Here is a 25784-nt window from a genome sequence, read left to right on the forward strand (position 1 = left end):
AAGAATACCTTGCCGCATATTTTTTACTCCTTTTCTGGAATGAAGCTATTATATCACATCAGTTTTAGGAAAGCAAGTACTTAAAAGAAATTTTTCTTCCCCTTATATGTAACAATCATACCGGCTTCCTGGTGTTCAGAATGGTTTCTGCTGTCTGCTGTGGTGTTTGATTGGAATTGTCCAGCCAAAAGCCGATCCGTGGTGTTGTCTGCATAAATGTATCGTATATTGATAAAATCAGCATCAGAGAGGAGGAACCATTTTGAACCAGAAACAGACGGATATTACAACAGGAAAGCAAATACGTCATCTGCGAACACAATCGGGAATGACACAGGAAGAACTGGCTGGGGAATTGAATGTTACCCGGCAGGCGCTATCGAATTGGGAGAGAGATGTTAATGAACCCGATTTAAATACGTTGAAAAAAATTTGTTTTCTTTTTGGAGTCCACATGGACGATTTTGCGAAGGAGGTAATAACAAAAATGGAAACATGTGAAAAAAAAGAGAAACGACAATTTAATAAGTATGATATGGCAATTGGACTTTTTTATGGTGTCGGGATATTTCTTGGCATTGGTATTTTCTTTGTTGGCGGTTTTATGACAATGTCGGGTGCAGGGTGGGGAGCATCACTATTTGGCGGTGGCTGTTTTTCTCTTGTATTTGGCTTGATATGCCATGCAGTTATTACATTGAGAAGAAATGACAAATGATGACATATCCTGCTTTCTAGACTTTTCGGTCATATCGCGTAAAAAAGCCGCTGCTTTTGGCTTTCCAATAGCGGCGGCAAAGGGAAATATCCTTTGAATACCTTACAGAAGAAAAGTTTTGCAGCATTATAAAAATAAAAGCCTATACCATTTTGGAAAGAAAAGATACATAATAGTCAAGACGGCAACAATCAGAAGTTATGGAGGGTAACAATGGAATATAGTAAGGAAGATTTAATGGAAGCAAAAAGGCAAATTTTGGGAGTGGGAGAGAACATGGGAACAGAGGAAAGTAAAAAAATCTGGGAGAAAAACGCACAATTTTGGGATAATGCAATGGGTGACAAATCTAATGAATTTCACAGAGAGGTAGTGCGTCCCAAAGTAACGGAACTTCTATCTCCTAATCCTGCGGATTACATTTTGGATATTGCGTGTGGCAATGGAAATTATTCTTCGTATCTTGCACAAAGAGGCGCTTCGATTGTCGCTTTTGATTACAGCAAAAAAATGATAGAATTGGCTAAAAGACGGCAATCACAATATGCAAAACAAATTGAATTTTGTGTAGCGGATGCGACCAATAGAGAAAGTATATTAGAATTAAAAAGAAATCGAGCCTTTACGAAAGCAGTTTCTAATATGGCAATTATGGATATTACGGATATTGAACCACTTCTTATGGCTGTTTATGAACTGTTGGAGGAAAGCGGAATTTTTGTCTTTGCAACGCAACACCCTTGTTTTATCACGTTGACTGAAAAATATATGACACCGCACAGTTACTATGGTATAGCGATTGAAGGGCAACCGGAGGAGCAGATTTATTATCATCGTTCCATACAAGATATTTTTAACCTTTGTTTTAGAGCTGGATTTGTCATTGATGGATTTTATGAAGAATGTTTCAAAAACAACAAAGAAATTCCTATGGTAATGATAGTAAGGCTTAAAAAGGTAAAACGTGATAGCTTAAAATAAATTCAAGTTTGCCGGATAAATAGCAAACCTGGCCGAGCCAGTCAACGGTCAAGATGAACGGGCTTCGCCCGCCGTTGACAGCCCCGCCCGGTTTTGCAGTTAGGCAGTCAAGGAGCGACAGCCCTTTTGGGAGGAAAGGGGGATTTTCCATGACCTGTACAGAAGAATATCGGGAACATATCGAGTACACTTTCCATGCCTTTTGCAAAGTCGTTATCCGAAATGCAACGATCAACGCAGCGAGGACACGGAGCAGGAAGCACAAAAGAGAAATATCCCTTGAATACCTCACAGACGAAAAGCACTACCCTTTAGGCACGACAGATGAATATTTCCAAGCCCCGGAGCCGGACGAGGAATACATACTTACCCTTTGCGGCGATACGGTCATTTTCAGCAGCGGCTTACTTGCGGAAGCCCTGTCACGGCTGGACGAACGGGAGCGGGAAATGATTTACCTGTCCTTTTTCAAGCGTATTCCACAGCACGAAATTGGCAGACAGTACGGGCGCAGCCGCAGCACAGCGGGCTACCATATCCGAAAAGTCCTACGGCAGCTCCAAGCGGAAATGGAGGGAATGGCATATGAGAAATAATAGGCTTCTCCCCTATGAAACAATCGTCCAAGCCACCAGCGGGGAGCCGGAAGCGGTGGGAACTGTATTGCAGTATTACCGCCGCCGCATACAATGTGCCGCCCGTGTGAATGGACGGGTAGACCAAGATACAGAGGACTACATCACCCAGACGCTTCTCACAGCTATTTTCAAGTTCCGCTTTGGGAGATAGCCCTACCGCCTACAACTGAATAACCGCCGCTTCGCCGGCAACCAGAAAGCAGTAAATCTATTCAACAGATTTGCTGCTTTTTTTCGTTCCTGTTTGGCATTTTTGAAAATCCCCAGTATGAAAAAACAAAAGGGAAAATTGCCGCCGCAGTTGGCAAAATCCCTTACTTATCCGTGGAGGGTATCAAAGAAAAAAATACTGCCATTGTCCGCCTTTTTCGGCTTGCGTGGTGTTGTAGGGAATAAGGGGAAATTCTAAAAATCTCCGTCCATTTTGCTTTGCGTGGTGTTGTAGGTAGTGAAAGGAAAATTTTCAAGATATGCCGGAATAGCGGGTAGCAAAGCCCTTTTGAAACGTCTTGTTAGCGGAAAGTACGGAAGCCGGGGAACGCCGGAGTTTTTCAGAGCAAGATTCTACCGCAGTACCAAAATTCGCTTATCGCTCATTTTGCCCCTGCGGGAATCTTGTTGGGGAGTGCCTTCCCCAAACCCTGCTTATGCGGCTTACGCCGCTGGAAAATCCCTCAAAATAATTTTTCGGATTTTTCAAAAACAGTTCCGCTTTACACCCTGTTTTTCTCCTATTAGTGAGAGGACACCACGCACAGCCGAAGGAGGTTTTACCATGCGAAAACGATATAACACGCCGCACCGCAGCCGGGTAGTCAAGACACGCATGACCGAGGAAGAATACGCCGAGTTTGCGGAAAGGCTTTCTGCTTACAACATGAGCCAAGCCGAGTTTATCCGGCAAGCCATAACCGGGGCAGCCATACGCCCCATCATAACCGTTTCCCCCGTCAATGACGAGTTGCTTGCCGCTGTCGGGAAGCTGACCGCCGAATACGGCAGGATCGGCGGCAACTTAAACCAGATAGCCCGGACGCTGAACGAGTGGCACAGCCCCTACCCGCAGCTTGCCGGGGAGGTACGGGCGGCGGTTTCCGACCTTGCTGCCCTAAAGTTTGAAGTCTTGCAGAAAGTGGGTGACGCTGTTGGCAACATTCAAACATATCAGCTCTAAAAATGCGGACTATGGCGCAGCGGAAGCCTATCTCACATTTGAGCATGACGAGTTTACCATGAAGCCCACCCTTGATGAAAACGGGCGGCTGATACCGAGGGAGGATTACCGCATTTCTTCCCTCAACTGTGGGGGCGAGGATTTCGCTGTTGCCTGTATGCGGGCTAATCTCCGCTATGAGAAAAACCAAAAACGGGAAGATGTGAAAAGCCACCACTATATCATCAGCTTTGACCCACGGGACGGGACAGACAACGGCTTGACCGTAGACCGGGCGCAGGAGCTGGGCGAGCAGTTCTGTAAAGAGCATTTCCCCGGACACCAAGCCTTAGTCTGCACCCACCCGGACGGGCATAACCACAGCGGCAATATCCATGTGCATATCGTCATCAACTCCCTGCGGATTTATGAAGTCCCGCTTCTGCCCTACATGGACAGACCAGCCGACACACGGGAGGGCTGCAAGCACCGCTGCACCAACGCCGCTATGGAATATTTCAAGAGTGAAGTCATGGAGATGTGCCACCGGGAGGGGCTTTACCAAATCGACCTCCTAAGCGGCAGCAAGGAACGGATAACCGAACGGGAATACTGGGCGGCAAAGAAAGGACAGCTTGCCCTTGATAAAGAGAACGCTGTCAGAGAAGCCGCAGGACAGCCGACCAAGCCCACCAAGTTTGAAACGGACAAGGCGAAGCTGCGCCGGACGATACGGCAGGCACTTTCCCAAGCTGGCAGCTTTGACGAATTTTCTTCCCTTTTGCTGCGGGAGGGTGTGACCGTCAAGGAGAGCCGGGGGCGGCTTTCCTACCTCACGCCGGACAGGACAAAGCCTATCACAGCCCGGAAGCTGGGGGACGATTTTGACAAGGCTGCTGTCCTTGTCCTGCTTACGCAGAACGCCCACAGAGCCGCCGAACAGAGCAAAGCCATACTCGAATACCCTGCCGCGGTTAAAAAGCTGTCACAAGGGGAAAAAACCACAAAAACCACCCCGGCAGACAACACCTTGCAGCGCATGGTTGACCGGGAAGCCAAGCGAGCCGAGGGCAAGGGCGTGGGCTATGACCGCTGGGCGGCAAAGCACAACCTAAAGCAAATGGCAGCTACCGTTACCGCCTATCAGCAGTACGGCTTTTCTTCCCCGGAGGAACTGGACGAAGCCTGTTCTGCCGCCTATACCGCCATGCGGGAAAGCCTTACAGAGCTGAAGCAGATGGAAAAGACGCTGAACGGGAAAAAGGAGCTGCAACGGCAGGTGCTTGCCTATTCCAAGACCCGCCCTGTCCGGGACGGGCTGAAACAGCAGAAAAACGCCAAAGCAAAAGCAGCCTACCGTCAGAAGTACGAAAGCGACTTTATCATAGCAGACGCAGCCGCCCGCTATTTCAGGGAAAACGGCATTTCCAAGCTGCCGAGCTATAAAGCCCTGCAAGCAGAGATTGAAACCCTTATCCAAGAGAAAAACAGCGGCTACAACGATTACCGGGCAAAACGGGAGGAATACCGCCGCTTACAGACTGTCAAGGGCAATATCGACCAGATTTTACACCGGGAGCGCAAGCCTGTGAAAAGGCAGGAACAGGAACGATAAAAACCGCCCCAAAATGTACCCGAACCTATACAGAACAAGGGGGCTGCCCCGTACCCTATCCGCAAATACCAAAGGATTTTTTAACGGGCTTATAGGGCAGAAAAAACCCGAAAATGATACCGAGATGATACAGAATTACCGCCGATACCGCCACACCAGCGGAAACGGCAGAAAGGAGCGCACCCATGCCAAGAATGAGCAAGAAACGGCGGCTGGAATGGTCTTTTTTCCTGCGGCAAGTGAAAGTCGGGAATTCCACCTGCGATCGTATCACATACAATGACCTCTGCCGGGGCTGTACCCATAGCTGCAAGCAGAGCTTCCGGGCGGTTATCATACTCTGCCCCCACTACTACTCCAAACGCCGGAAAAAGGAGGACAGGGACAATGGCAGATAACCGCAAGTATTACTACCTCAAGCTGAAAGAGAACTTTTTTGACAGCGACTCCATTGTGCTGCTGGAAGATATGAAAGACGGGATTTTATACTCCAATATCCTCTTGAAGCTGTACTTAAAATCGCTGAAAAACGGCGGGAAATTGCAGCTTGACGAGCATATCCCCTACACAGCGCAGATGATAGCGACACTGACCCGCCACCAGATAGGGACGGTTGAGAGGGCTTTAGAGATTTTCCGGCAGTTGGGGCTTGTGGAGCAGCTTGACAGCGGGGCTTTCTATATGACCGACATTGAGCTGATGATAGGACAGTCCTCTACCGAAGCCGAGCGGAAACGGGCTGCAAGACTGGAAAACAAGGCACTTTTACCGCCCCGGACAAAAGGCGGACATTTGTCCGACATTCGTCCACCAGAGATAGAGATAGAGTTAGAGAAAGAGATAGAGATAGAAAAAGAGAGAGAGGGAGAAACGGGACACCCCGCCCCCGCCGCTTATGGCAGATACAACAATGTGATACTGACCGATACAGAGCTTTCCGGGCTAAAAACAGAGTTGCCCGACAAGTGGGAGTATTATATTGACCGGCTTTCCTGCCATATCGCTTCCACCGGGAAACAGTACCACAGCCATGCAGCCACCATTTACAAGTGGGCGCAGGAGGACGCTGCCAAAGGCAAGGCTGCCCCGAAACAGGGCATACCCGATTATTCATGCAAGGAGGGCGAGAGCTTATGAAAAACGGAATTGAAGCTATGATTACGGACATTACAGCCACTACCGCCGAAGCGGAGGACTACACAGGCGAGGACGGGCTTTTATACTGCGGTAAGTGCCATACGCCCAAAGAAGCCTATTTTGCAGAGGGAAAGACTTGTTTCGGGCGTGACCGCCACCCGGCAGAGTGCGACTGCCAGCGGGCAGCCCGTGAAAAGCAGCAAGCCGCCGAAAGCCGACAGAAGCACCTTGAAAAAGTGGAGGACTTGAAACGCCGGGGCTTTACCGACCCTGCTATGCGGAACTGGACATTTGAGCATGACAACGGCAGAAACCCGCAGACCGAAACCGCCCGCTTTTATGTGGAGAGCTGGGAAACCATGCAGGCTGAAAATATCGGCTACCTGTTTTGGGGCGGCGTGGGGACGGGAAAAAGCTACCTTGCCGCCTGTATCGCCAACGCCCTTATGGAAAAAGAGGTTGCCGTCTGCATGACAAACTTTGCAACGATACTGGGTGACCTTGCCGCCAGCTTTGAGGGCAGGAACGAATATATTTCCCGCCTTTGCAGCTACCCTCTGCTGATACTTGATGATTTCGGTATGGAGCGAGGAACAGAATACGGGCTGGAACAGGTTTACAGCGTGATTGACAGCCGTTACCGAAGCGGCAAGCCGCTGATCGCCACGACCAACCTCACGCTGGAGGAATTGCAGCACCCGCAGGACACGCCCCACGCCCGTATCTATGACAGGCTGACTTCCATGTGCGCCCCCGTCCGCTTCACGGGCAGCAACTTCCGAAAGGAAACCGCACAGGAAAAGCTGGAACGCTTAAAGCAACTGATGAAGCAGCGAAAGGAGAGCCTATGACAGAAACGAAACAGACAAGCACCACCAAAACAGACCGCCGCCCGGACTGTGTGACGGAAATCCGCATGGGCAACTCCGTCCTTACCGTTTCCGGCTTCTTCAAGCAGGGCGCAACCGACACCGCAGCCGACAAGATGATGAAAGTGCTGGAAGCGGAAGCTGCTACACAAAAAACGGCGATTTGACCGACCATAAAGAAGCAGATTTGACGCTTTTGCCGCTATACAGACAGCCGCCCCATGTGGTACAATCAAGGTACGGAATAGTGGGGCTGGCTGTCGGAAACGGAGGATTTTATGTTAAGACAGACCAACCAACAACCAATTACCGCCCTTTACCCAAGACTATCCCATGAGGACGAGCTGCAAGGCGAAAGCAATTCCATTTCCAATCAGAAGCGTATCCTTGAAACCTATGCAAAGCAGAACGGCTTTTCCAATCTGCGCTGGTACACGGACGACGGTTATTCTGGTGCGAACTTTCAAAGACCCGGTTTTCAAGCCATGCTTGCGGACATTGAAGCCGGAAAAGTCGGGACAGTTATCGTAAAGGATATGTCGAGGTTAGGGCGAAACTACCTGCAAGTGGGAATGTACACGGAAATGATTTTCCCACAGAAAGGTGTCCGCTTCATCGCTATCAATGACGGAGTGGACAGCGCACAGGGCGACAATGACTTTGCCCCGCTGCGGAATATCTTTAACGAATGGCTGGTGAGAGATACGAGCAAGAAAATCAAAGCAGTAAAACGCTCAAAAGGCATGAATGGCAAGCCCATCACAAGCAAGCCTGTGTATGGCTACCTCATGGACGAGGATGAAAATTTCATTATTGACGAGGAAGCTGCACCCGTAGTCAAGCAGATATACAACCTCTGTCTTGCCGGGAATGGTCCGACCAAGATAGCCCGTATGCTCACAGAGCAGCAAATCCCCACGCCGGGAACGCTTGAATACCGCAGGACGGGCAGCACCCGCCGCTACCACCCCGGCTATGAGTGCAAGTGGGCGACCAATACCGTAGTGCATATCCTTGAAAACCGGGAATACACAGGCTGTCTGGTAAATTTCAAGACAGAAAAACTTTCTTACAAAGTCAAGCACAGTGTAGAAAATCCCCCGGAAAAGCAAGTGATTTTCGAGAACCACCACGAGCCTATCATAGACACCCAAACATGGGAACGGGTGCAGGAGCTTCGCAAACAGCGCAAACGCCCAAACCGCTATGATGAAGTGGGTTTGTTCTCCGGCATACTGTTCTGTGCGGACTGCGGCAGCGTGATGTATCAGCAGCGATACCAGACGGACAAGCGCAAGCAGGACTGTTATATCTGCGGCAACTACAAGAAACGCACCCATGACTGTACGGCGCACTTTATCCGCACCGACCTCTTGACCGCTGGTGTACTCTCCAATCTGCGGAAAGTGACCAGCTATGCGGCAAAGCATGAAGCCCGGTTTATGAAACTCTTGATTGAGCAGAACGAGGACGGGGGCAAACGCAGGAACGCCGCCAAGAAAAAGGAACTGGAAGCCTCCGAGAAACGCATAGCCGAGTTATCCGCTATCTTCAAGCGGCTGTATGAGGACAGCGTGACCGGGCGCATATCAGACGAGCGTTTCACAGAGCTGTCGGCAGACTATGAAGCAGAGCAACGGGAGCTGAAAGAAAGAGCCGCTGCTATTCAAGCGGAGCTTTCCAAAGCACAGGAAGCCACCGTGAACGCAGAAAAGTTTATGAATGTTGTCCGGCGGCATACCAGCTTTGAAGAACTTACCCCTACTCTGCTGCGGGAGTTTGTAGAGAAAATCGTTGTGCATGAGTGCAGCTATGACGAGAACAAGACCCGCAGACAGGACATTGAGATTTATTATTCTTTTGTTGGCAAGGTGGACTTGCCCGAATAACCGCCCGACCTATCCGACACAATGCGCAAGTGCCGGATAGGAACGGCAAAATTTTTTACACTTCTATTACTTCTTTATCGCACATCAGTAAAAAGCCAGGGCATGAAGCAGCTCATGGCGGGCGGCGGCGTCGCTTTGATCGGCGGCACCCTTGTTCCGCTTCTTTCCAAACTTTTTGGATAATGCCTAAAACAAATACCACCCGCCGCGCCCTCTCGGAAACGGGAGGGCGCGGGAAAGGAGGGATTAACTTTTGATATGGCAGATGATTGAAGATTGGTTTCGTGGCATTTTGACAGACGGGATTTTATCGAACCTCTCCGGCTTGTTTGACAGCGTAAATACAGAGGTTGGAGAAATCGCAACGCAAGTCGGCACGACCCCCGCCGGGTGGAACGCGGGCATATTCAACATGATACGCAGCCTTTCGGAAAATGTCATTGTACCGATTGCGGGCGTTATCATTACCTTTGTCATGTGCTACGAACTAATCCAGATTGTAATTGAAAAAAACAATCTGCACGATCTCGACACTTGGATTTTCTTCAAATGGATTTTTAAGACCTTTGTTGCGGTGCTGCTGGTAACAAACACTTGGAACATCGTCATGGGAGTTTTCGACGTTACGCAGAGCGTCGTCAATCAGAGCGCGGGGGTTATCATATCCGATACAAGCATAGACGTTACCACCGTCATTACCGACATTGAAGCAAAACTCGACGCTATGAGCGTGGGCGGTCTTTTGGGGTTATGGTTTCAATCCCTCTTTGTAGGGCTTACCATGAAAGCCCTGTCAATCTGCATTATGCTTGTGGTGTATGGGCGCATGATTGAAATATATCTTGTAACGAGCGTTGCCCCTATCCCTATGGCAACAATGGTAAATCACGAATGGGGCAGCATGGGACAGAATTACTTAAAATCTTTGCTTGCGCTTGGTTTTCAGGCGTTTTTGATTTTGGTGTGCGTGGGCATTTATGCGGTCTTGATACAGACAATCGCAGCAACCGACGACATTTCCGGCGCGATCTGGGCTTGCATGGGCTATACCGTCCTCTTGTGCTTTACCCTTTTCAAAACGGGGAGCCTTGCAAAGAGCGTCTTTTCGGCACATTAAGGGGGTGAGTTATGATTTGAAAATCGGCTTAATCGACGTTGACAGCCATAATTTCCCCAACCTCTGCTTGATGAAGCTATCCGCGTATCATAAAGCAAAGGGGCATACGGTGGAATGGTGGAACGCAAAGGGGCGGTACGACCTTGTATATAAAAGCCGCGTCTTTACGGACACCTATTCCAAAGACACGATAACCGTTACCAACGCGGAACAGGTTATTTTCGGCGGTACGGGCTACGACACGAAAAACCGCTTGCCGCCGGAAGTGGAACACAGTTACCCGGATTATTCTATCTACCCGCAGTTTTTCGGGATTGCCTACGGCTTTTTAAGCCGGGGTTGTCCGAGAAATTGCGGGTTTTGCATTGTCAGCGGTAAAGAGGGGCGCAAAAGCGTTAAGGTTGCGGATTTGTCCGAGTTTTGGAAATGGCAGCCGGAAATAAAAATCATGGACGCTAATCTGCTTGCCTGTCCCGACCATGAAAATCTCATTGAGCAGCTTATACGAAGCCGCGCATGGGTGGATTTTTCGCAAGGGCTGGATATTCGCCTTGTGAACAGGGATAATGTCAGCCTGTTAAATCGGGTACGGATAAAAGCGGTACATTTTGCATGGGATAATCCCGACGAGGACTTGACCGGGTATTTCCAACGTTTTTTGGATTTGACAGCCATTAAAAGCAGCCGCCAGCGGCGCGTGTATGTTCTTACCAACTACGGCAGCACTCACGAACAGGATTTATACCGCGTGAACACCTTGCGGGCTATGGGCTTTGACCCGTATGTGATGATTTACGAGCGTCCAACCGCCCCGCCTGTTACCCGCCATTTGCAACGATGGGTAAACAACAAGCGGCTTTTCTATGCTGTTCCCCGCTTTGAAGATTACATTCCGGGCAGAAAGGAGGTATGAAATGGCGTATGTAACCGTCCCAAAGGACTTAACAAAAATCAAAAGCAAGGTAATGTTCAACCTTACGAAACGACAGCTAATTTGTTTCAGCGCGGCGGTGGCAATCGGACTGCCGCTGTTCTTTTTGGTAAAAGGCAGCGTTGGAACGAGCGCAGCGGCATTGTGCATGGTGCTTGCCATGCTGCCTATGTTTTTGCTTGCCATGTACGAGAAAAACGGGCAACCGCTGGAAGTGATTATTCGGCAATTTGTGGAAGTGAAGTTTCTTCGCCCCAAAGAGCGACCTTATCAGACCAACAATTTTTATGCCGCCCTTGCGCGGCAAGAGCAATTAGATAAGGAGGTACGGGCGATTGTCAAAGGAAAAGAAAAACACCCAAAACGAAAAGCGTAAACTTTCCCGACAGGAAAGAAAACAGATAGATACCCTTATCCGACAGGCAAAGGGCGACGGGAAGCCCCATACGGCGCAGGACAGCATACCGTTTGAGCGAATGTATAAGGACGGGATTTGCCGCCTTGCAAACGGGCGGTATTCCAAGTGCATTGAGTTTGAGGATATAAATTATCAGCTTGCGCAGCCGGACGACAAAACCGCCATTTTTGAAGCCCTTTGCGATATGTATAACTCGTTCGACGCTTCTATCAGCGTGCAGCTTTCCCTAATCAGCCGCCATGCGAACAAGGACGATTTTAAGAACAGTATCACGATTGCACCGCAGAATGACGACTTCGACAGTATCAGAGCAGAATACACCGAAATGCTTAGGACGCAGCTTGAACGCGGAAACAACGGGCTTATCAAAACCAAGTTTCTCACCTTTACCGTTGAAGCAAAGGACATTAGATCGGCGCGGGCGCGTCTTGCCCGCATTGAAACGGACACCCTCAACCATTTTAAGGTGATCGGCGCGGCGGCGCGGGTATTGGACGGGAAACAGCGTCTTGAAGTGCTGCATGGGATTTTTCACCCGGACGGGGAACGCTTTAACTTTGCGTGGGAATGGCTACCCGCAAGCGGGCTTTCCGTCAAGGACTTTATCGCCCCGTCCTCTTTCCGATTTGGCGACGGGCGAATGTTTCAAATGGGCGGCAAGTTTGGTGCGGTTTCCTTTTTGCAGATCGTCGCGCCGGAACTCTCCGACCGTATGCTTGCCGACTTCATGGACGCGGAAAACGGGATTATCGTCAATCTGCACATTCAGAGTATCGACCACAACGAAGCAATCAAGACGATTAAGCGCAAGATCACCGACCTTGACCGCATGAAGATTGAAGAACAAAAGAAAGCAATCCGCAGCGGTTATGACATGGATATTATTCCGTCCGACCTTGCCACCTACGGCGGGGAAGCAAAAAACCTACTCCGCGATTTGCAGAGCCGCAACGAAAGAATGTTTCTGCTCACGCTGCTTGTCTTAAACCTTGCAGATACCAAGCAGAAATTGGATAACGAAGTATTTGGGGCGGCGGCAATCGCACAGAAATACAACTGCATTTTGACCCGCCTTGACTACCGGCAGGAACAGGGGCTTATGTCCTCTATCCCGTTGGGGGAAAACCTTATCCATATCCAGCGCGGCTTGACGACCAGCAGCACCGCCGTTTTCGTTCCCTTTACGGTGCAAGAGCTGTTCCAAAGCGGCGAAGCATTGTATTACGGCTTAAACGCCCTTTCCAACAACATGATTTTGTGCGACCGAAAGAAGCTGAAAAACCCCAACGGCTTGATACTCGGCACACCGGGCAGCGGCAAAAGTTTTTCTGCAAAACGCGAAATCACAAACGCTTTTCTTATTACGGCAGATGATATTATCATTTGCGACCCCGAAGCCGAATATTACCCCCTTGTCGGACGTTTGAAAGGACAGGTTATCAAGGTTTCGCAGAACAGCACGCAGTACATTAACCCTATGGATATTAACCTCAATTACAGCGAGGGCGACACGCCCATAGCCTTAAAGAGCGATTTTATCCTTTCCTTTTGTGAGTTGATTATGGGCGGTAAAAACGGGCTGGAAGCTGTTGAAAAGACCTTGATTGACCGCGCTGTTATCAGCGTGTACCGCAACTACCTTGCCGACCCGAAGCCTGAAAATATGCCGATTTTGGGCGACCTCTACGACGAAATCAAGAAGCAGCCGGAAAAGGAAGCGCAGCGTATCGCGGCGGCATTGGAACTCTATGTAAACGGCAGCTTGAACATTTTTAACCACAGGACAAACGTTGACATTCATAATCGCCTTGTCTGCTTTGATATTAAGGAACTCGGTACGCAGCTTAAAAAAGTCGGTATGCTTATCGTCCAAGACCAAGTATGGAACAGAGTAACGGTAAACCGCAGCGAGGGCAAGGCGACGCGGTATTACATCGACGAGTTTCATTTGCTCTTGAAAGAGGAACAGACCGCCGCCTATTCCGTCGAGATTTGGAAGCGTTTTCGCAAGTGGGGCGGTATTCCGACAGGTATCACGCAGAACGTCAAAGACCTTTTGACGAGCAGAGAAGTTTCAAACGTTTTTGAAAACAGCGATTTTGTCTATATGCTCAACCAAGCCCAGGGCGACCGGGAAATCCTTGCCAAGCAGCTTAACATTTCGCAGCAGCAAATGACCTATGTAACCCATTCCGAAGCGGGCGAGGGACTTATCTTCTATGGCAACGTGATTTTGCCCTTTATTGACCGTTTCCCGAAAGATACGGAACTCTACCGCGTAATGACGACCAAGCCCGGCGAGGTGTCGGCATGAGGATAGAAACGGATAAAATCTATTGCGGCGACAGCTTGCAGGTGCTTCAAACCTTGCCGGATAACTGTTTGGATTGTTGCGTAACGTCCCCGCCCTACTATGCTTTGCGCGATTACGGCACAGACGGGCAGATCGGGCGGGAAGCAACGCCGGAGGAATATGTTTCCCGCATTACGGCGGTTTTCCATGAGGTAAAGCGGGTGCTTACGCCGGAGGGTACTTGTTGGCTGAATATCGCGGACACTTATTGCGGCACAGGCAGCAAAGCCGACCACCAAGACCCGAAATACCCCAAAGGCAGGAACGGGCAGCAAGTGGCGGTAAACCACCGCGCCCCCGGCTGCAAGCCGAAAGACCTAATCGGTATTCCGTGGCTTGTAGCCCTTGCCTTGCGGGGCGACGGTTGGTATTTGCGCAGTTCTATCATTTGGCACAAGGGAAACGCCATGCCGGAAAGCACGCGGGACAGACCGACGCGCTGCTATGAATATGTGTTTCTGCTTACCAAGTCAAAGAAATATTACTATGATTGGCAAGCAGTAGCCGAGCCGATAGCCCCCACAACGGCGGTACGGCTGAAAAGCGGAGTTGGGAAAGGCAACAAATATGCCGCTACCGTTCCGGGGCAAAACCAGCCGCAGAAAATCAACCGTCCCCGCAGGAAAGGCGCATACACCGACGAAATGATTTCCCCCGTCCGCAGCCGCCGCAACGTTTGGCAGATCAACACAGCTTCCTATCGCGGCGGGCATTTTGCAGCGTTCCCGCCCAAACTTGCGGAAACGTGCATTTTGTCGGGCTGTCCTGTCGGCGGGATTGTGCTTGACCCGTTTTTAGGCAGCGGCACGACCGCAGCGGCGGCAAAAAGCCTTTCCCGCCGCTATGTGGGTATAGAGATCAACCCCGAATACTGCACCCTTGCAAAACAGCGTATTGGAGGTGATGAACATTGAGCAAGGAATTAAAAGCCCCCGACAAGGTAACGCAGAAAATGACCCGCGACGGGGCGATTGCGGAAAACCTTACGACGGGCGAAACAACGAGTATCAGCGAAAGACCGCCGGAGGAAAACTATTCAGCCCCCGTAGCGGGAGCAGCAGAAAAGACAACCCAACGTATCAGCACAGAGGTTAGCCGCCACTTTGAAAAGGGCGCGGAGAAAAAGACCCTTGACGCAGCACAGCTTAAAACCCATACGTCCCGCTTGCAGTTTTCCGAAGCGGAACGGGCAACGCCGGACCTGCAAAAGGCAATCAAAAAATCCGATACGGCGGCTGACCGTTTAGACAAAGCGCGGGCAGCTATCCCCAAACAGACCAAAATCACAAAAGAGCGCGTTTTTGACGAAGCCAAAGGCAAAGCAAAGACGCGCCTTGCTTTTGAAAAAACGGATAAGCCCCCAAACGGCAAGTTGCGTCATAACCCGTTATCCCGTCCGGCGCAGGAATTGGACGCCGCCGTACATGGAAAAATCTATGAGGTGGAGAAAGAAAACGTCGGTGTGGAAAGCGGACACAGGATAGAACTTGTGGGCGAGAAAGCGGGCGGCATGACGACGCGGGCAGTAAAACGCGGCATACGCAGCCATAAGCTGAAACCTTACCGGGCGGCGGCAGCAGCCGAGAAAAAGGCAGCAAAGGCAAACGCCGATTTCCTCTACCAAAAGGCGCTGCATGATAACCCCGCCCTTGCGCACTCCAACCCGATTTCCCGTTTTTGGCAAAAACAGCGCATTAAAAAGCAGTATGCAAAGGCGTTGAAAACGGGCGGCAAGGTGAAAAAGACCGCCGAAGCCACCGCAAAGGCGGCGAAGAAAACGGCGCAGGAAACCAAACGGGCGACGTTCTTTGTCGTCCGGCATTGGAAAGGCTGTTTGATTGTGGGCGGGATTGCCTTTATCGTGCTTCTGTTTTTCGGCGGCTTGTCCTCTTGTTCCCTGTTCGGCGGCAACAGCGGCAGCGGCTTGATTGCGTCGTCCTATCTCTCCGAGGACGCGGATATTACAGGCGCAGAAAGCGCGTATGTCGCTATGGAAGCCGAGTTACAGGATATGCTGGATAACATCGAAAGCGAATACCCCGGCTATGACGAATACCGGGTAACGGCTGACGAGATCGAGCATGACCCGTATGTGCTAATCTCTATCCTCTCCGCTTGGCATGAGGGCGTGTTTACTCTCGATGAAGCGCAAAGCACCCTTGAAATGCTCTTTGATAAACAGTATATCTTGACGGTTACGGAGGAAGTCGAGGTACGCTACCGCACCGAAACGCGGACGGACAGCGAAGGCAACGAATACGACGTTGAAGTAGCCTATAACTATTACATTCTCAATGTGGATTTGGAAAACTTCAACCTCTCCCATGTTCCCGTTTACATTATGGGCGAGGAACAGCTATCCATGTACGCTATGTATATGTCGTCGCTGGGAAACAGACCCGATCTTTTCCCGCAATCCGGCTATATTTCAAAATACTATGAAAACCCGCCAGCGGATTATGAAATCCCGCCCGCCTATCTGGAAGATGAACAGTTTGCGCGGCTCATTGAGGAAGCGGAAAAGTATGTCGGTTTTCCTTATGTGTGGGGCGGCAGCAGCCCGGAAACCTCTTTTGATTGCAGCGGTTTTGTTAGCTATGTGCTGACGAACAGCGGCTTATACAATACGGGCAGACTTGGGGCGCAGGGGCTTTACAACATTTCAACCCGCGTTTCCAACCCGCAGCCGGGGGATTTGGTTTTCTTTACGGGTACATATGACACACCGGGGGTATCTCATGTGGGTATCTACGTTGGCGAGGACGGGGACGGAAGCCCCGTCATGCTGCATTGTGGCGACCCGATACAATACGCAAAACTTGATACAAGCTATTGGCAATCCCATTTTTACGCCTATGGGCGGCTACATTACAACTGACTTTGAAAGGAGTTTATTTCTATGGCAAACACGAAACTTGACCGTATCGAAAGGGATATTGAGAAAACGAGGGCGAAAGTCCTTGAATACCAAAAAAGGCTGAAAGACCTTGAAGCGCAGAAAATCGAGGAAGAAAACGCGCAGATCGTTCAAATGGTGAAAGCGGTACACCTTGACGGGGCGCAGCTTGCCGCGTTCCTCTCCGCCTATGCCAACGGCGAAATCATTTTGCCGCAGCCGGACACAGACTATACCGACGAACAGGAGGAAACCGAAGATGAAGCATAAAAAACTGTTCCGCAGCGTTACCGCTTTGCTTGCCGCCCTTGTACTCATGGGCGGCTTTTCTGTTACCGCTTTTGCGGGCGGCGGTGATGTGAGCGACGAGCCGCCTACCCCCGTAACCGAAACCGAGCCGGAAGAAACGACGGGCGGCTATGAGCCGCAGCCCTTAACGCCGGAGGGCAACATGAGCCTTGTGGACGACATAACGGGCGAAGCGTCCGGCGATAAGCAGTTTATTACCGTCGTTACGAAAAACGGAAACTATTTTTACATCATCATTGACCGCGCCGAGGACGGAGAAAACACCGTCCATTTCCTCAATCAAGTTGATGAAAAAGACCTTTTGCAGCTTATGGAGGACGAACAGACCGAAGCCCCCGCTTGTAGCTGTACTGAAAAATGCGTTGCCGGAAGCGTCAACACCGATTGCCCCGTTTGCAGCGTCAATATGAGCGAGTGCGCGGGCAAGGAAGCCGAGCCGGAGCCGGAAGAAACCGAGCAGCCGGAGCCGGAGGAAGATAAAGGCGGCGGCATGGGCGGTGCTATTCTGCTTGTCGTGCTGCTTCTTGCCGCAGTGGGCGGCGGCGCGTTCTATTACTTTAAGATTATGAAGCCCAAAAAGGACGCGGCAAAAGGCAGCAGCAACCTTGACGATCTCGATTTTGACGAGGACGACGAGGACGAGGAAGAATTAGAAACCGAGCAGGAGGACGAGAAAGTATGAAACTTGTAATTGCAGAGAAACCGAGCGTCGGGGCGGCGATTGCCGCCGTACTTGGCGCGAATGAAAAGCGCAGAGGATATTTTGAGGGCGGCGGCTACCTTGTGTCCTGGTGTATCGGGCATTTGATTAGCCTTGCGGACGCGGCGACCTACAACGAGCAGTACCGAAAATGGAAGTATGACGATCTCCCCATTGTCCCGCAGGATTGGCAGTTTACCGTTGCCAACGGCAAGGAGCAGCAGTTTTCCGTACTCAAAGACCTTATGCACCGCAGCGACGTTTCCGAGATTGTCAATGCGTGCGACAGCGGGCGCGAGGGAGAACTCATTTTTCGCTTTGTCTATGAACAGGCAAATTGCAAAAAGCCCTTTTCCCGCCTTTGGATTAGCAGTATGGAAGAAAGCGCAATCCGCGAGGGCTTTTCAAACCTCAAAGACGGGCGCAGCTATGACAACCTCTATCAATCCGCGCTTTGCAGAGCAAAGGCAGATTGGCTTGTCGGGATTAACGCGACCCGCCTTTTCTCTATCCTCTATCACAAAACGCTGAATGTCGGCAGAGTGCAGACGCCCACCCTTACCATGCTGGTAAACCGCGACTATGCGATCAGCAGCTTTAAGAAAGAAAAATATCATGTTGTCCGTCTGGACGCGGGCGGTGTTTCGGCTTTGTCCGAAAGGTTGAACGACGAAGCGGCAGCGCAGCAGATGAAAGCGGCTTGCGAGAAATCGCAAGCCGTTTGTACTTCCCTCAAAAAAGAGAAAAAGACCGTTGCACCGCCGAAGCTGTTTGACCTTACCGCGTTGCAGCGCGAAGCCAACCGCCTGTACGGGTTTACGGCGAAACAGACCCTTGATTATGCGCAAGCCCTCTATGAAAAGCGGCTTTTGACCTATCCCCGCACCGACAGCAAATATATCACTTCCGATATGCAGGACAGCACAAAGGAACTCATTACCGGGCTTTGTTCGCTGCTTCCCTTTATGCGGGACGTGAAGCTGCAAGCAGACCTTACAAGGGTTTGCGACAACAGCAAAGTAACCGACCACCACGCTATTTTGCCGACAGCCGAGTTTTTGAAAACGGGCTTTTCTTCCCTTACCGACAGCGAAACAAAACTTATGACCCTTGTATGCGCGAAGCTGCTTTGCGCCGCAGCCGCGCCCTATGAATATGAAGCGGTTACGGCGGTTATCTCTTGCGGCGGTTATACCTTTACCGCAAAGGGAAAGACGACGCTTTGCGAGGGGTGGCGTGAGATTGAAAAGCTGTCCCGCGCCGCGTCCGAGGAACAGGACGAGGACGCAGAGCCGGAAACCGTTTTGCCGCCGCTTGCCGAGGGGCAGACCTTTGACAATCCGGCAGCGGAGATCTCCGAGTGTTACACGCAGCCCCCGAAAGCATATACCGAAGATACGCTTCTGTCCGCTATGGAGAACGCGGGCAAGGAAGAAACGCCGGAGGACGCAGAGCGCAAAGGGTTAGGCACTACCGCAACGCGGGCGGGTATCATTGAAAAACTCATTAGTGCGGGCTTTGCCGAGCGCAAGGGCAAAAAGCTAATCCCCACAAAGGACGGGTATAACCTTGCCGCTATCCTGCCCGACAGCCTTACGTCCCCGCAGCTTACGGCAGAATGGGAAACGCGCCTTACCGGGATTGCAAAGGGCAGCGACAGCCCCGCCGACTTCATGCGCGGGATTGAGGAAATGACAGCGGGGCTTGTCAAGACCTATTCCGCGATTTCCGAGGATAAAGCGAAGCTGTTTACCCCGCAGCGGGAAGCAATCGGCACTTGCCCCCGTTGCGGCGCGGCGGTTTACGAGGGCAAGAAAAACTTTTACTGCTCCGACAGGGCTTGCAGCTTTGTGATGTGGAAGAATGACCGCTTTTTTGAGCAGCGCAAAAAGGCTTTCACAAAGGCGATTGCCGCCGCCCTTTTGAAAGACGGAAAGGTAAAAATCAAAGGTATGTACTCGACCAAGACGGGAAAGACCTTTGACGGAGTTGTGCTGCTTGCCGACACAGGCGGCAAGTATGTAAACTTCCGCGTCGAGCAGAACCGAAAATGATAAGGCTTGATGAAAAGCAATACCGCGCCGTAAAGAAAATGACCCGCGCCGCTTGTGCAAACAACGATTGCGGGAATTGTCTGCTGCTGGACGACGGGGAAACTTGCGTGTGTGTGCAGAGTATCAGCTATTCGCTGTTATGCCGCTATTTCCGCGAAGCGGTATTACCCGCCGACAGGCAGCTTTGCGAACAGATCACCCGCAGCGGGGAAACCGATTTGAAGCGTTGCGCGGTATGCGGCAGCACGTTTGCGGCGGGCAGCAACCGGGCGAAATACTGCCCCGATTGCGCGGCAAAGATACGCCGCAGACAGAAAGCCCAAAGCGAGAGAAACAGGCGTTTACGGATAAAAACAACTACATAGCAAGCACAGCAAACGAGTACCCGTTTGCGAGAAATGCCCGCGCTTCCCATAGAGAGCGCGGGCATTTTGCTTGTTGGGATAGTCCCAAACCCTTAAAAATCGAGAAAGGACGTGATGAAACAATATGCCGTATTCTTCATACGACCATGACAAATTGGAAACCGCCGAAACCATGCGGATAGAACGCCGGATATATTTTGAAGCAAAGGACGGGGATATTGCCCCCTATGTTTCCTTGCCGCCGGAGCAGCTACACGCCATGCGCGAGGAAAGCGCGGCAGCGGAACAGGCGATTTTTAACGATCTCTCAAGCCGCGCCGCCGCATGGGAGGAACAGGCGGGCAAAACGCTTTTGCTTGACAAAGCGATTGAATACACAAGGACAACCGTTGTGCAGCACACCGCTAACGAGTGGCAGACCACCGAGCATAACCGCCATATTCGCAGCAACCGGGTATATCAGATGAATTACTACATTTACGAGAATACCCGCTACGACAAAGAAGCGCAGAAATCTATCCCGTATTCATGGACGCTTACATGGAGCGTGCGCACCAACAGCCCAAGCAGAACCCAAGCGAAGATTGCCGGACAAGATAGAAAGGTTTTCACCGACAAGGCAGCTATGGAAAAGTATCTGAATGGGCGTATCAAAGCGTATGACCGCTTGTTTACGGAAATCTCCCCGCCTATCCCGCAGGAGTACGCCGACTATTTCAAAGTAAACGGTATGCTCATGCCGGACTACACCATAGAGGGCGAAGAACCCCCGCAGCAGCAGCAACAGGCGGCAGCTATCCCCGAAACTACCGGGCAGGAAAAGGAGCGTGAACACATGAGCGAACAGTTTTCTATTATGATTGGCAACCGCAGCCGTTTTGAAGCGGGCGACCCAAGCGGCTATTGGCTGGATATGCCCGCCACAAAGGAGCAGCTTCACGAAGCCATGCAGAGCGTCGGCATTACCGCCGATAACCCGCAGGATTTTTCCATTCGCGGCTTTTCCGACGACCCGGAGAAACATATTGCCTTGCCTTATGAAATGGTATGCGCCGCCGACGTGGACGAACTCAATTTTCTTGCGGCGCGGCTCGAACAGCTTGACCCCGCCGAGGTTGGCAAGCTGAACGCAGCTTTGCAGCAGAAAAACGGGCTTGCAAATATTGGACAGGTAATTGACTTCACCTACAACGTGGATTTTTACGTCCATATCCCCGAAGTACATAACTACCACGATTTGGGCGACTATTACTTAAATCAATCCGGCATGGTACAAATGCCCGAAGAATGGAAAGGCGGCATTGACCTTTCTACTTTTGGCAGGAACGCTGCCGCGCAGGAAAAAGGCGCGTTTACCGAGTACGGCTATATCGTGGAAAGCGGCGACGAGTGGGAGCGTCAGTTTGAGGGGCGCGAAGTGCCGGAAGAATACCGCATTATGAGTTACCCGCAGCCGGAGCGCGGCGAACAGGACAAAGCCTATATGGACGCAGCCGAAACGCAGCAAGCAGACGCACAGGCCGCAGAGCCGCAGCAGCCCCGCCCCGTCGTCCCCATTATCCTTACTTCCGAAAAGCCCGCCGAAAAGGTAAAGGAGATCACCGCGCGTTTGGAACAGGGCGTACAGGCGATTTTTGACAGCGACCGCTACAAAGAGTTTCTAACCGCTATGTCAAAGTTCCATGATTATAGTTTGAATAACACTATCCTAATTGCTATGCAGGGCGGCAATTTGGTAATGGGCTTCCGTCAATGGGAAAAGGAGTTTGACCGCCATGTAAAGAAAGGCGAGAAAGGCATTAAAATCTTTGCCCCCGCGCCCTACAAGGTGAAAAAGCTGGTTGATAAAATCGACCCCGAAACGAGAAAGCCCATGCTTGACCGCGAGGGAAAAGTGGTAAAGGAAGAAAAGGAAATCACCGTCCCCGCCTTTAAGGTTATAACCGTCTTTGATATTTCGCAGACCGAGGGCAAGGAGTTTCCCGACCTTTCCGTTAAACCGCTGCTTGCCGATGTGGAGCAGTACGAGGATTTTTTCGCCGCCCTTGAAAAAGCGTCCCCCGTCCCGATTGCATTTGAGCAGATCACAAACGGCGCAAATGGGTATTTCAGTTTGACCGACAAGCGTATTGCAATCAAAGAGGGCGTGAGTGAATTACAGGCGGTAAAGACCGCCATTCACGAAATCGCCCATGCGAAGCTGCACGACGTAGACTTAAACGCCCCGCCGGAGCAGCAAAACCGCGTTGACCGCCATACCTGCGAGGTAGAAGCGGAAAGCGTCGCTTATACGGTTTGCCAGCATTTCGGCCTTGATACTTCCGATTACTCTTTCGGCTATGTGGCTGGTTGGAGCAGCGGCAAGGAAATGACCGAGTTAAAAGCGTCCCTTGAAACAATACAGACCACCGCAAAGGAACTCATTACCGAGATTGAGGGGCATTTTACCGAGTTGCAGCAGCAGCGGCAAGCCGAGCAGGAGCAGGGCGATACCTTTTCCATTTATCAGTTAAAGCGCGGGGACGAAACAAGGGACTTGCGCTTTGAGCCTTATGACCGTCTGCAAGCGGCTGGACTTACCATTGACCGGGTAAATTATGAACTCGTCTATACTGCACCGCTTACAAAGGATATGACGCTGGGCGACATTTGGGAAAGGTTTAATATCGACCACCCCGCCGACTTTAAGGGGCATAGCCTTTCCGTTTCCGACATTGTTGTGCTTCATCAGAACGACGAGGACACCGCCCACTATGTAGACAGTATCGGTTTTCAGCAAGTGCCGGAGTTTTTGCAGGAGCAGCAGACCCCCGTATTTGACAAGCTGCCGCCCGAACAGCAGCAAGCCTTGTCCGACACCGTACAAGACACTTTGCAAATGCTGGTTGACGCAGACAAGCGGATTTATGGCGACGTTACGGGCAAGACCCTTGAAGCAATCGCGGCGCAAGGATATTCCTACAAGGACGGGCAGCTTGAAAAGCAGCAGCCGGAAGCGACCCCCGACAGCCTTTTGACGGGTGAAACCGTTAGAACGCCGAGGGGCAATTTTCATATTACCGATATGAGCCGTGAACAGATCGAAGCGGCGGGATTTGGTTTTCACCATGCGTCGGAGGACGGGAAGTATCTCATTATGGGGAATGGCACACAGGCTTATGCCATAGCCGCCGAGCAGCCGCAGCGGGATAATCCCTTAAAGCACGTCGAGGACACCATAGAGCAGAACGACAACAATTTTGACGGGCTTATCAACAATACGCCGCAAACGCCCACCGTTGCAGATTTTGAGCAGCGGGCAAAGGCGGGGGAAGCGATTTCCGTTACCGACCTTGCAAAAGCGGTAAAAGCCGAGAAACGGGAACAGCCGCAGAAAAAACCGTCCATTTTGAAGAAGCTGGACGAATACAAGAAACAGGCGGCGCAGCAGCCGAAAGATAAACAGAAAGAGCATAAAAAGGATTTGGAGGTTTGATAGCATGAATACCCGCTTTACCATTGAGGAAGAAAACATTGTTGCGATCTACGCCGAGGACAGCCGGGAAACAACGCTTGAAAATATCCTTGCCGCCATGCCCTACATGGACGAGGATATGCGCCAGCTTGCCGCCGCAGCGGTGAACAAGCTGCAAGCCATGACGGACAGCGAGTTTTCCGAAAGGGAGTTTATCTTGACCGACGAGGAATAGCCCATAGAGAACAGGGGCGCGGTTGCCGATTTCCGGCACCGCGCCCCTGTTCTTTTTTTGTCCTTGCGTGGACAATTAGAAAGCCGTTTTTGCGGGTTTGAATATACTTTATCGTCTATGTCGTTTTCATGCGCTGGAAGCCGCAGAAACACAGGCGTTTTCAGCCCTTAACATTCCACTTGCCACCCCATGTTTTGCGCCTTATCGCTCCTGCTCCCGCGCCCTGCTTTGGGACGGGTAAAGAATACTATCGACGTTCTTTTTGACAACGCCGTATTCCTGCATTTGCTTCTTGGCTTGCCGATAATCTTCATACAATTTGGTTTTCCTGTCGTTTAAGCTTCTATACTCCTTGCGCAGCGCGGCGAGATCGGGCAGCTTCTTTATCTGCATTTCCTTTAATGCCCTTGCCGCAGCTTCAAACAGGATAATTTCGCTTTCATGCCCCCGCAGATACTTTTCCTTGTCCGGCGATTTTCGGTATTCATCGTAAATCGGTTTTAACTGTCGGTATGTGGTGGTGTGCTTGATAAGCAGCGACAAATCAGACATACGCTGTTCCACTTCCTTAACCGCCTTTGCCGCCGCGTCATGGGCGGTCATAATATCCGCAATTTTGCTTTCAAGGTCGCTATAATATTCAATCTTGTTTTCGGTCAAGAAGTTCATGCTTTTCGCAGCCTGTTTCAGATTATGGATTTTCGCCCACCGTTCATAGCCCGCCGATTGTTGGGCTTTGATACTGTTTTCAAGATCGACGACAAGCCGGATTTTCTTATCTTCCCGCAGCGTTTTTGTTTTGGCAACATACACGCCCTTGATACGCTCCTTTATCGCTTCTTCCGTATAGGCCGCGCCGAGCGTCTTTGTGCGGGTAAACCGTTCCTGTCCGGCAGCGCGAAAGGAAATGTATTTGCCCTGTTTGATTTCATACCCCATTTCCTGCAAGCGGCGCAGCAGTTCGTCAAAATCTTTCACTTGGGGAATGAGAGTATCTATCGCCGTTTTCAGCTTTGCTTTGTAGCTTGTCCCTTGCTTTTCGGCGGTGTATTCTGCATAGCTTTTTCCCTTGTCCTGTCCCGGTACGACGACGGATAGCCCATGCTCTTTACATATCCTGTCGCTGGTGCGCCGGATAAAGTGATAGCTTTGCTTGTTGGAATGGTACTTTTTGTAGTCAACGAAGCTAACCGCGTTGAAAATCAAGTGATTATGCAGATGGTCTTTATCGACGTGAGTTGTCAAAACAAACTCATACTTGCCGCCTAATACCGCCCCGGCAAGTTCCATGCCGATTTTGTGCGCTTCTTCCGGTGTGGTTTCTCCCACCGCAAAGGATTGTATCAAGTGCCGCCCTAAATGTGTGCCGCGATCTCCGGCAGCTTCCCGCGTCCATGCAAACTCAATATCGGCGGTTTCCAGCCCGCAGCCGAAAGAGGACGCAAGCAGCTTCCCGTCTGTCTTTTCGGGATTTAAGATATAGTCTATCGCAGCCTTTAAGGTTGATTTAATAGGGTGCGTCTTTGTAACCGCCATATCTCGTCCACCGCCTTTTTAATGTCCTCTATATCCTGCCTGTAAACCGTCCCCGTCGCATTGGCGCGTTTTGCAATTTGGTTGATGTTCCGGCTCACCGCTTGCAGTTCCCGGATATATGCTTTTGTGTCGCTTCGGTCAACGACAAGAATATACCCGTCTATCGCCATTTTACGGAAGTATGCCCCATACTGCTTTATGGGAAGCTGCTTCATCTTCTCGTCGATCAGCCGCTTTTCTTCTTCCGTAACGTAAAACTTCATCTGTATATTTCTCTTTCGGTTTTCCATTTCCGCACCGCCTTTCGGTATAAGGGTTTGGGATTATCCCAACAAGCATTTTCCGCAAACGGGTACTCGTTTGCTGTGCTTGCTATCTACTCCATACCCCCACCGAAAGGCGGTATTTGTTGCGCG

At 50.8% G+C, this 25784-nt stretch carries 26 protein-coding genes; 24 read left to right on the forward strand and 2 right to left on the reverse strand.

Annotated features, from left to right (window positions below):
* Window positions 1-262 precede the first annotated feature (262 nt).
* From B5F07_RS16485 to B5F07_RS16610, 24 genes are all read left to right on the forward strand, one after another.
* Window positions 263-718 (forward strand): XRE family transcriptional regulator, encoded by a 456-nt coding sequence (locus tag B5F07_RS16485; RefSeq protein ID WP_003505401.1) that lies wholly within the window; start codon window positions 263-265, stop codon window positions 716-718.
* 213 nt (window positions 719-931) lie between these two features.
* Entirely contained in the window at window positions 932-1699 is a 768-nt protein-coding gene (locus B5F07_RS16490; RefSeq protein WP_003505400.1) for a class I SAM-dependent methyltransferase, read from the forward strand.
* Window positions 1700-1848: 149 nt separating this feature from the next.
* Window positions 1849-2295 (forward strand): RNA polymerase sigma factor, encoded by a 447-nt coding sequence (locus tag B5F07_RS16500; protein WP_003505338.1) that lies wholly within the window; start codon window positions 1849-1851, stop codon window positions 2293-2295.
* Complete coding sequence (locus B5F07_RS16505; protein ID WP_003505336.1) at window positions 2285-2488, forward strand: helix-turn-helix domain-containing protein; 204 nt, start codon at window positions 2285-2287, stop codon at window positions 2486-2488. The genes B5F07_RS16500 and B5F07_RS16505 overlap by 11 nt, the downstream gene beginning before the upstream one ends.
* 624 nt (window positions 2489-3112) lie before the next feature.
* Window positions 3113-3511 carry a plasmid mobilization protein gene (locus B5F07_RS16510; RefSeq protein WP_002569238.1) on the forward strand — a complete coding sequence of 133 codons (399 nt, stop codon included), beginning with the start codon at window positions 3113-3115 and terminating at the stop codon, window positions 3509-3511.
* On the forward strand, window positions 3483-5105 hold the full coding sequence (locus tag B5F07_RS16515) for a relaxase/mobilization nuclease domain-containing protein (protein WP_002569237.1): 1623 nt from the start codon (window positions 3483-3485) through the stop codon (window positions 5103-5105). The genes B5F07_RS16510 and B5F07_RS16515 overlap by 29 nt, the downstream gene beginning before the upstream one ends.
* Window positions 5106-5290: 185 nt before the next feature.
* Window positions 5291-5503 carry a hypothetical protein gene (locus B5F07_RS16525; RefSeq protein WP_002569236.1) on the forward strand — a complete coding sequence of 71 codons (213 nt, stop codon included), beginning with the start codon at window positions 5291-5293 and terminating at the stop codon, window positions 5501-5503.
* On the forward strand, window positions 5493-6242 hold the full coding sequence (locus tag B5F07_RS16530) for a phage replisome organizer N-terminal domain-containing protein (RefSeq protein ID WP_002569235.1): 750 nt from the start codon (window positions 5493-5495) through the stop codon (window positions 6240-6242). The genes B5F07_RS16525 and B5F07_RS16530 overlap by 11 nt, the downstream gene beginning before the upstream one ends.
* On the forward strand, window positions 6239-7093 hold the full coding sequence (locus B5F07_RS16535) for an ATP-binding protein (RefSeq protein WP_002569234.1): 855 nt from the start codon (window positions 6239-6241) through the stop codon (window positions 7091-7093). Before B5F07_RS16530 ends, B5F07_RS16535 begins: the two co-directional genes overlap by 4 nt.
* A complete protein-coding gene (locus B5F07_RS16540) occupies window positions 7090-7278 on the forward strand; it encodes a transposon-encoded TnpW family protein (protein ID WP_002569233.1) in 189 nt (62 codons plus the stop codon). Before B5F07_RS16535 ends, B5F07_RS16540 begins: the two co-directional genes overlap by 4 nt.
* Before the next feature lie 111 nt (window positions 7279-7389).
* A complete protein-coding gene (locus tag B5F07_RS16545) occupies window positions 7390-9000 on the forward strand; it encodes a recombinase family protein (RefSeq protein ID WP_002569232.1) in 1611 nt (536 codons plus the stop codon).
* Window positions 9001-9021: 21 nt separating this feature from the next.
* Entirely contained in the window at window positions 9022-9183 is a 162-nt protein-coding gene (locus tag B5F07_RS23720) for a Maff2 family mobile element protein (protein WP_083490985.1), read from the forward strand.
* An 82-nt stretch (window positions 9184-9265) separates the two neighbouring features.
* Window positions 9266-10117, forward strand: coding sequence for a VirB6/TrbL-like conjugal transfer protein, CD1112 family (locus tag B5F07_RS16555; RefSeq protein ID WP_021749495.1), 852 nt, complete (start codon window positions 9266-9268; stop codon window positions 10115-10117).
* Window positions 10118-10133: 16 nt separating this feature from the next.
* Entirely contained in the window at window positions 10134-11030 is an 897-nt protein-coding gene (locus B5F07_RS16560) for a radical SAM protein (protein WP_181974208.1), read from the forward strand.
* A 1-nt stretch (window position 11031) separates the two neighbouring features.
* Complete coding sequence (locus tag B5F07_RS16565; protein ID WP_006774460.1) at window positions 11032-11424, forward strand: PrgI family protein; 393 nt, start codon at window positions 11032-11034, stop codon at window positions 11422-11424.
* On the forward strand, window positions 11384-13780 hold the full coding sequence (locus tag B5F07_RS16570) for a VirB4-like conjugal transfer ATPase, CD1110 family (RefSeq protein WP_036630487.1): 2397 nt from the start codon (window positions 11384-11386) through the stop codon (window positions 13778-13780). Before B5F07_RS16565 ends, B5F07_RS16570 begins: the two co-directional genes overlap by 41 nt.
* On the forward strand, window positions 13777-14733 hold the full coding sequence (locus B5F07_RS16575; RefSeq protein WP_021749498.1) for a DNA-methyltransferase: 957 nt from the start codon (window positions 13777-13779) through the stop codon (window positions 14731-14733). Before B5F07_RS16570 ends, B5F07_RS16575 begins: the two co-directional genes overlap by 4 nt.
* Complete coding sequence (locus B5F07_RS16580) at window positions 14730-16697, forward strand: C40 family peptidase (protein ID WP_021749499.1); 1968 nt, start codon at window positions 14730-14732, stop codon at window positions 16695-16697. The genes B5F07_RS16575 and B5F07_RS16580 overlap by 4 nt, the downstream gene beginning before the upstream one ends.
* Window positions 16698-16718: 21 nt before the next feature.
* Window positions 16719-16985, forward strand: a complete 267-nt coding sequence (locus tag B5F07_RS16585; protein WP_007709576.1) for a DUF4315 family protein — start codon at window positions 16719-16721, stop codon at window positions 16983-16985.
* Window positions 16975-17706, forward strand: coding sequence for a DUF4366 domain-containing protein (locus tag B5F07_RS16590; RefSeq protein ID WP_021749500.1), 732 nt, complete (start codon window positions 16975-16977; stop codon window positions 17704-17706). Before B5F07_RS16585 ends, B5F07_RS16590 begins: the two co-directional genes overlap by 11 nt.
* On the forward strand, window positions 17703-19778 hold the full coding sequence (locus B5F07_RS16595; RefSeq protein WP_021749501.1) for a type IA DNA topoisomerase: 2076 nt from the start codon (window positions 17703-17705) through the stop codon (window positions 19776-19778). Before B5F07_RS16590 ends, B5F07_RS16595 begins: the two co-directional genes overlap by 4 nt.
* Window positions 19775-20143, forward strand: coding sequence for a cysteine-rich VLP domain-containing protein (locus tag B5F07_RS16600; RefSeq protein ID WP_002584962.1), 369 nt, complete (start codon window positions 19775-19777; stop codon window positions 20141-20143). The genes B5F07_RS16595 and B5F07_RS16600 overlap by 4 nt, the downstream gene beginning before the upstream one ends.
* Before the next feature lie 124 nt (window positions 20144-20267).
* Window positions 20268-23618 carry a YodL domain-containing protein gene (locus B5F07_RS16605; RefSeq protein ID WP_021749503.1) on the forward strand — a complete coding sequence of 1117 codons (3351 nt, stop codon included), beginning with the start codon at window positions 20268-20270 and terminating at the stop codon, window positions 23616-23618.
* A 4-nt stretch (window positions 23619-23622) separates the two neighbouring features.
* On the forward strand, window positions 23623-23832 hold the full coding sequence (locus B5F07_RS16610) for a transposon-transfer assisting family protein (RefSeq protein WP_002584960.1): 210 nt from the start codon (window positions 23623-23625) through the stop codon (window positions 23830-23832).
* A gap of 201 nt (window positions 23833-24033) precedes the next feature.
* Here the strand turns inward: B5F07_RS16610 and B5F07_RS16615 are convergent, their stop codons facing one another.
* Together B5F07_RS16615 and B5F07_RS16620 are read right to left on the reverse strand one after the other, a co-directional pair.
* Complete coding sequence (locus tag B5F07_RS16615; RefSeq protein ID WP_021749504.1) at window positions 24034-25368, reverse strand: relaxase/mobilization nuclease domain-containing protein; 1335 nt, start codon at window positions 25366-25368, stop codon at window positions 24034-24036.
* Window positions 25329-25658: a plasmid mobilization protein gene (locus B5F07_RS16620; RefSeq protein ID WP_002584958.1), complete on the reverse strand. Its 330-nt coding sequence runs from the start codon at window positions 25656-25658 to the stop codon at window positions 25329-25331. The genes B5F07_RS16615 and B5F07_RS16620 overlap by 40 nt, the downstream gene beginning before the upstream one ends.
* Window positions 25659-25784 lie beyond the last annotated feature (126 nt).

Origin of the sequence: Lachnoclostridium sp. An169 (assembly GCF_002160525.1) — a bacterium.
GTDB classification, from domain to species: Bacteria; Bacillota; Clostridia; order Lachnospirales; family Lachnospiraceae; genus Mediterraneibacter; species Mediterraneibacter cottocaccae.

Coding starts and splice junctions, on each gene's coding strand:
- B5F07_RS16490 (WP_003505400.1), top strand. CDS start 932: ATGGAATATAGTAAGGAAGATTTAATGGAAGCAAAAAGGCAAATTTTG.
- B5F07_RS16500 (WP_003505338.1), top strand. CDS start 1,849: ATGACCTGTACAGAAGAATATCGGGAACATATCGAGTACACTTTCCAT.
- B5F07_RS16505 (WP_003505336.1), top strand. CDS start 2,285: ATGAGAAATAATAGGCTTCTCCCCTATGAAACAATCGTCCAAGCCACC.
- B5F07_RS16510 (WP_002569238.1), top strand. CDS start 3,113: ATGCGAAAACGATATAACACGCCGCACCGCAGCCGGGTAGTCAAGACA.
- B5F07_RS16525 (WP_002569236.1), top strand. CDS start 5,291: ATGCCAAGAATGAGCAAGAAACGGCGGCTGGAATGGTCTTTTTTCCTG.
- B5F07_RS16530 (WP_002569235.1), top strand. CDS start 5,493: ATGGCAGATAACCGCAAGTATTACTACCTCAAGCTGAAAGAGAACTTT.
- B5F07_RS16535 (WP_002569234.1), top strand. CDS start 6,239: ATGAAAAACGGAATTGAAGCTATGATTACGGACATTACAGCCACTACC.
- B5F07_RS16540 (WP_002569233.1), top strand. CDS start 7,090: ATGACAGAAACGAAACAGACAAGCACCACCAAAACAGACCGCCGCCCG.
- B5F07_RS16545 (WP_002569232.1), top strand. CDS start 7,390: ATGTTAAGACAGACCAACCAACAACCAATTACCGCCCTTTACCCAAGA.
- B5F07_RS23720 (WP_083490985.1), top strand. CDS start 9,022: ATGCGCAAGTGCCGGATAGGAACGGCAAAATTTTTTACACTTCTATTA.
- B5F07_RS16555 (WP_021749495.1), top strand. CDS start 9,266: ATGATTGAAGATTGGTTTCGTGGCATTTTGACAGACGGGATTTTATCG.
- B5F07_RS16565 (WP_006774460.1), top strand. CDS start 11,032: ATGGCGTATGTAACCGTCCCAAAGGACTTAACAAAAATCAAAAGCAAG.
- B5F07_RS16575 (WP_021749498.1), top strand. CDS start 13,777: ATGAGGATAGAAACGGATAAAATCTATTGCGGCGACAGCTTGCAGGTG.
- B5F07_RS16585 (WP_007709576.1), top strand. CDS start 16,719: ATGGCAAACACGAAACTTGACCGTATCGAAAGGGATATTGAGAAAACG.
- B5F07_RS16590 (WP_021749500.1), top strand. CDS start 16,975: ATGAAGCATAAAAAACTGTTCCGCAGCGTTACCGCTTTGCTTGCCGCC.
- B5F07_RS16595 (WP_021749501.1), top strand. CDS start 17,703: ATGAAACTTGTAATTGCAGAGAAACCGAGCGTCGGGGCGGCGATTGCC.
- B5F07_RS16600 (WP_002584962.1), top strand. CDS start 19,775: ATGATAAGGCTTGATGAAAAGCAATACCGCGCCGTAAAGAAAATGACC.
- B5F07_RS16605 (WP_021749503.1), top strand. CDS start 20,268: ATGCCGTATTCTTCATACGACCATGACAAATTGGAAACCGCCGAAACC.
- B5F07_RS16610 (WP_002584960.1), top strand. CDS start 23,623: ATGAATACCCGCTTTACCATTGAGGAAGAAAACATTGTTGCGATCTAC.
- B5F07_RS16615 (WP_021749504.1), bottom strand. CDS start 25,368: ATGGCGGTTACAAAGACGCACCCTATTAAATCAACCTTAAAGGCTGCG.
- B5F07_RS16620 (WP_002584958.1), bottom strand. CDS start 25,658: ATGGAAAACCGAAAGAGAAATATACAGATGAAGTTTTACGTTACGGAA.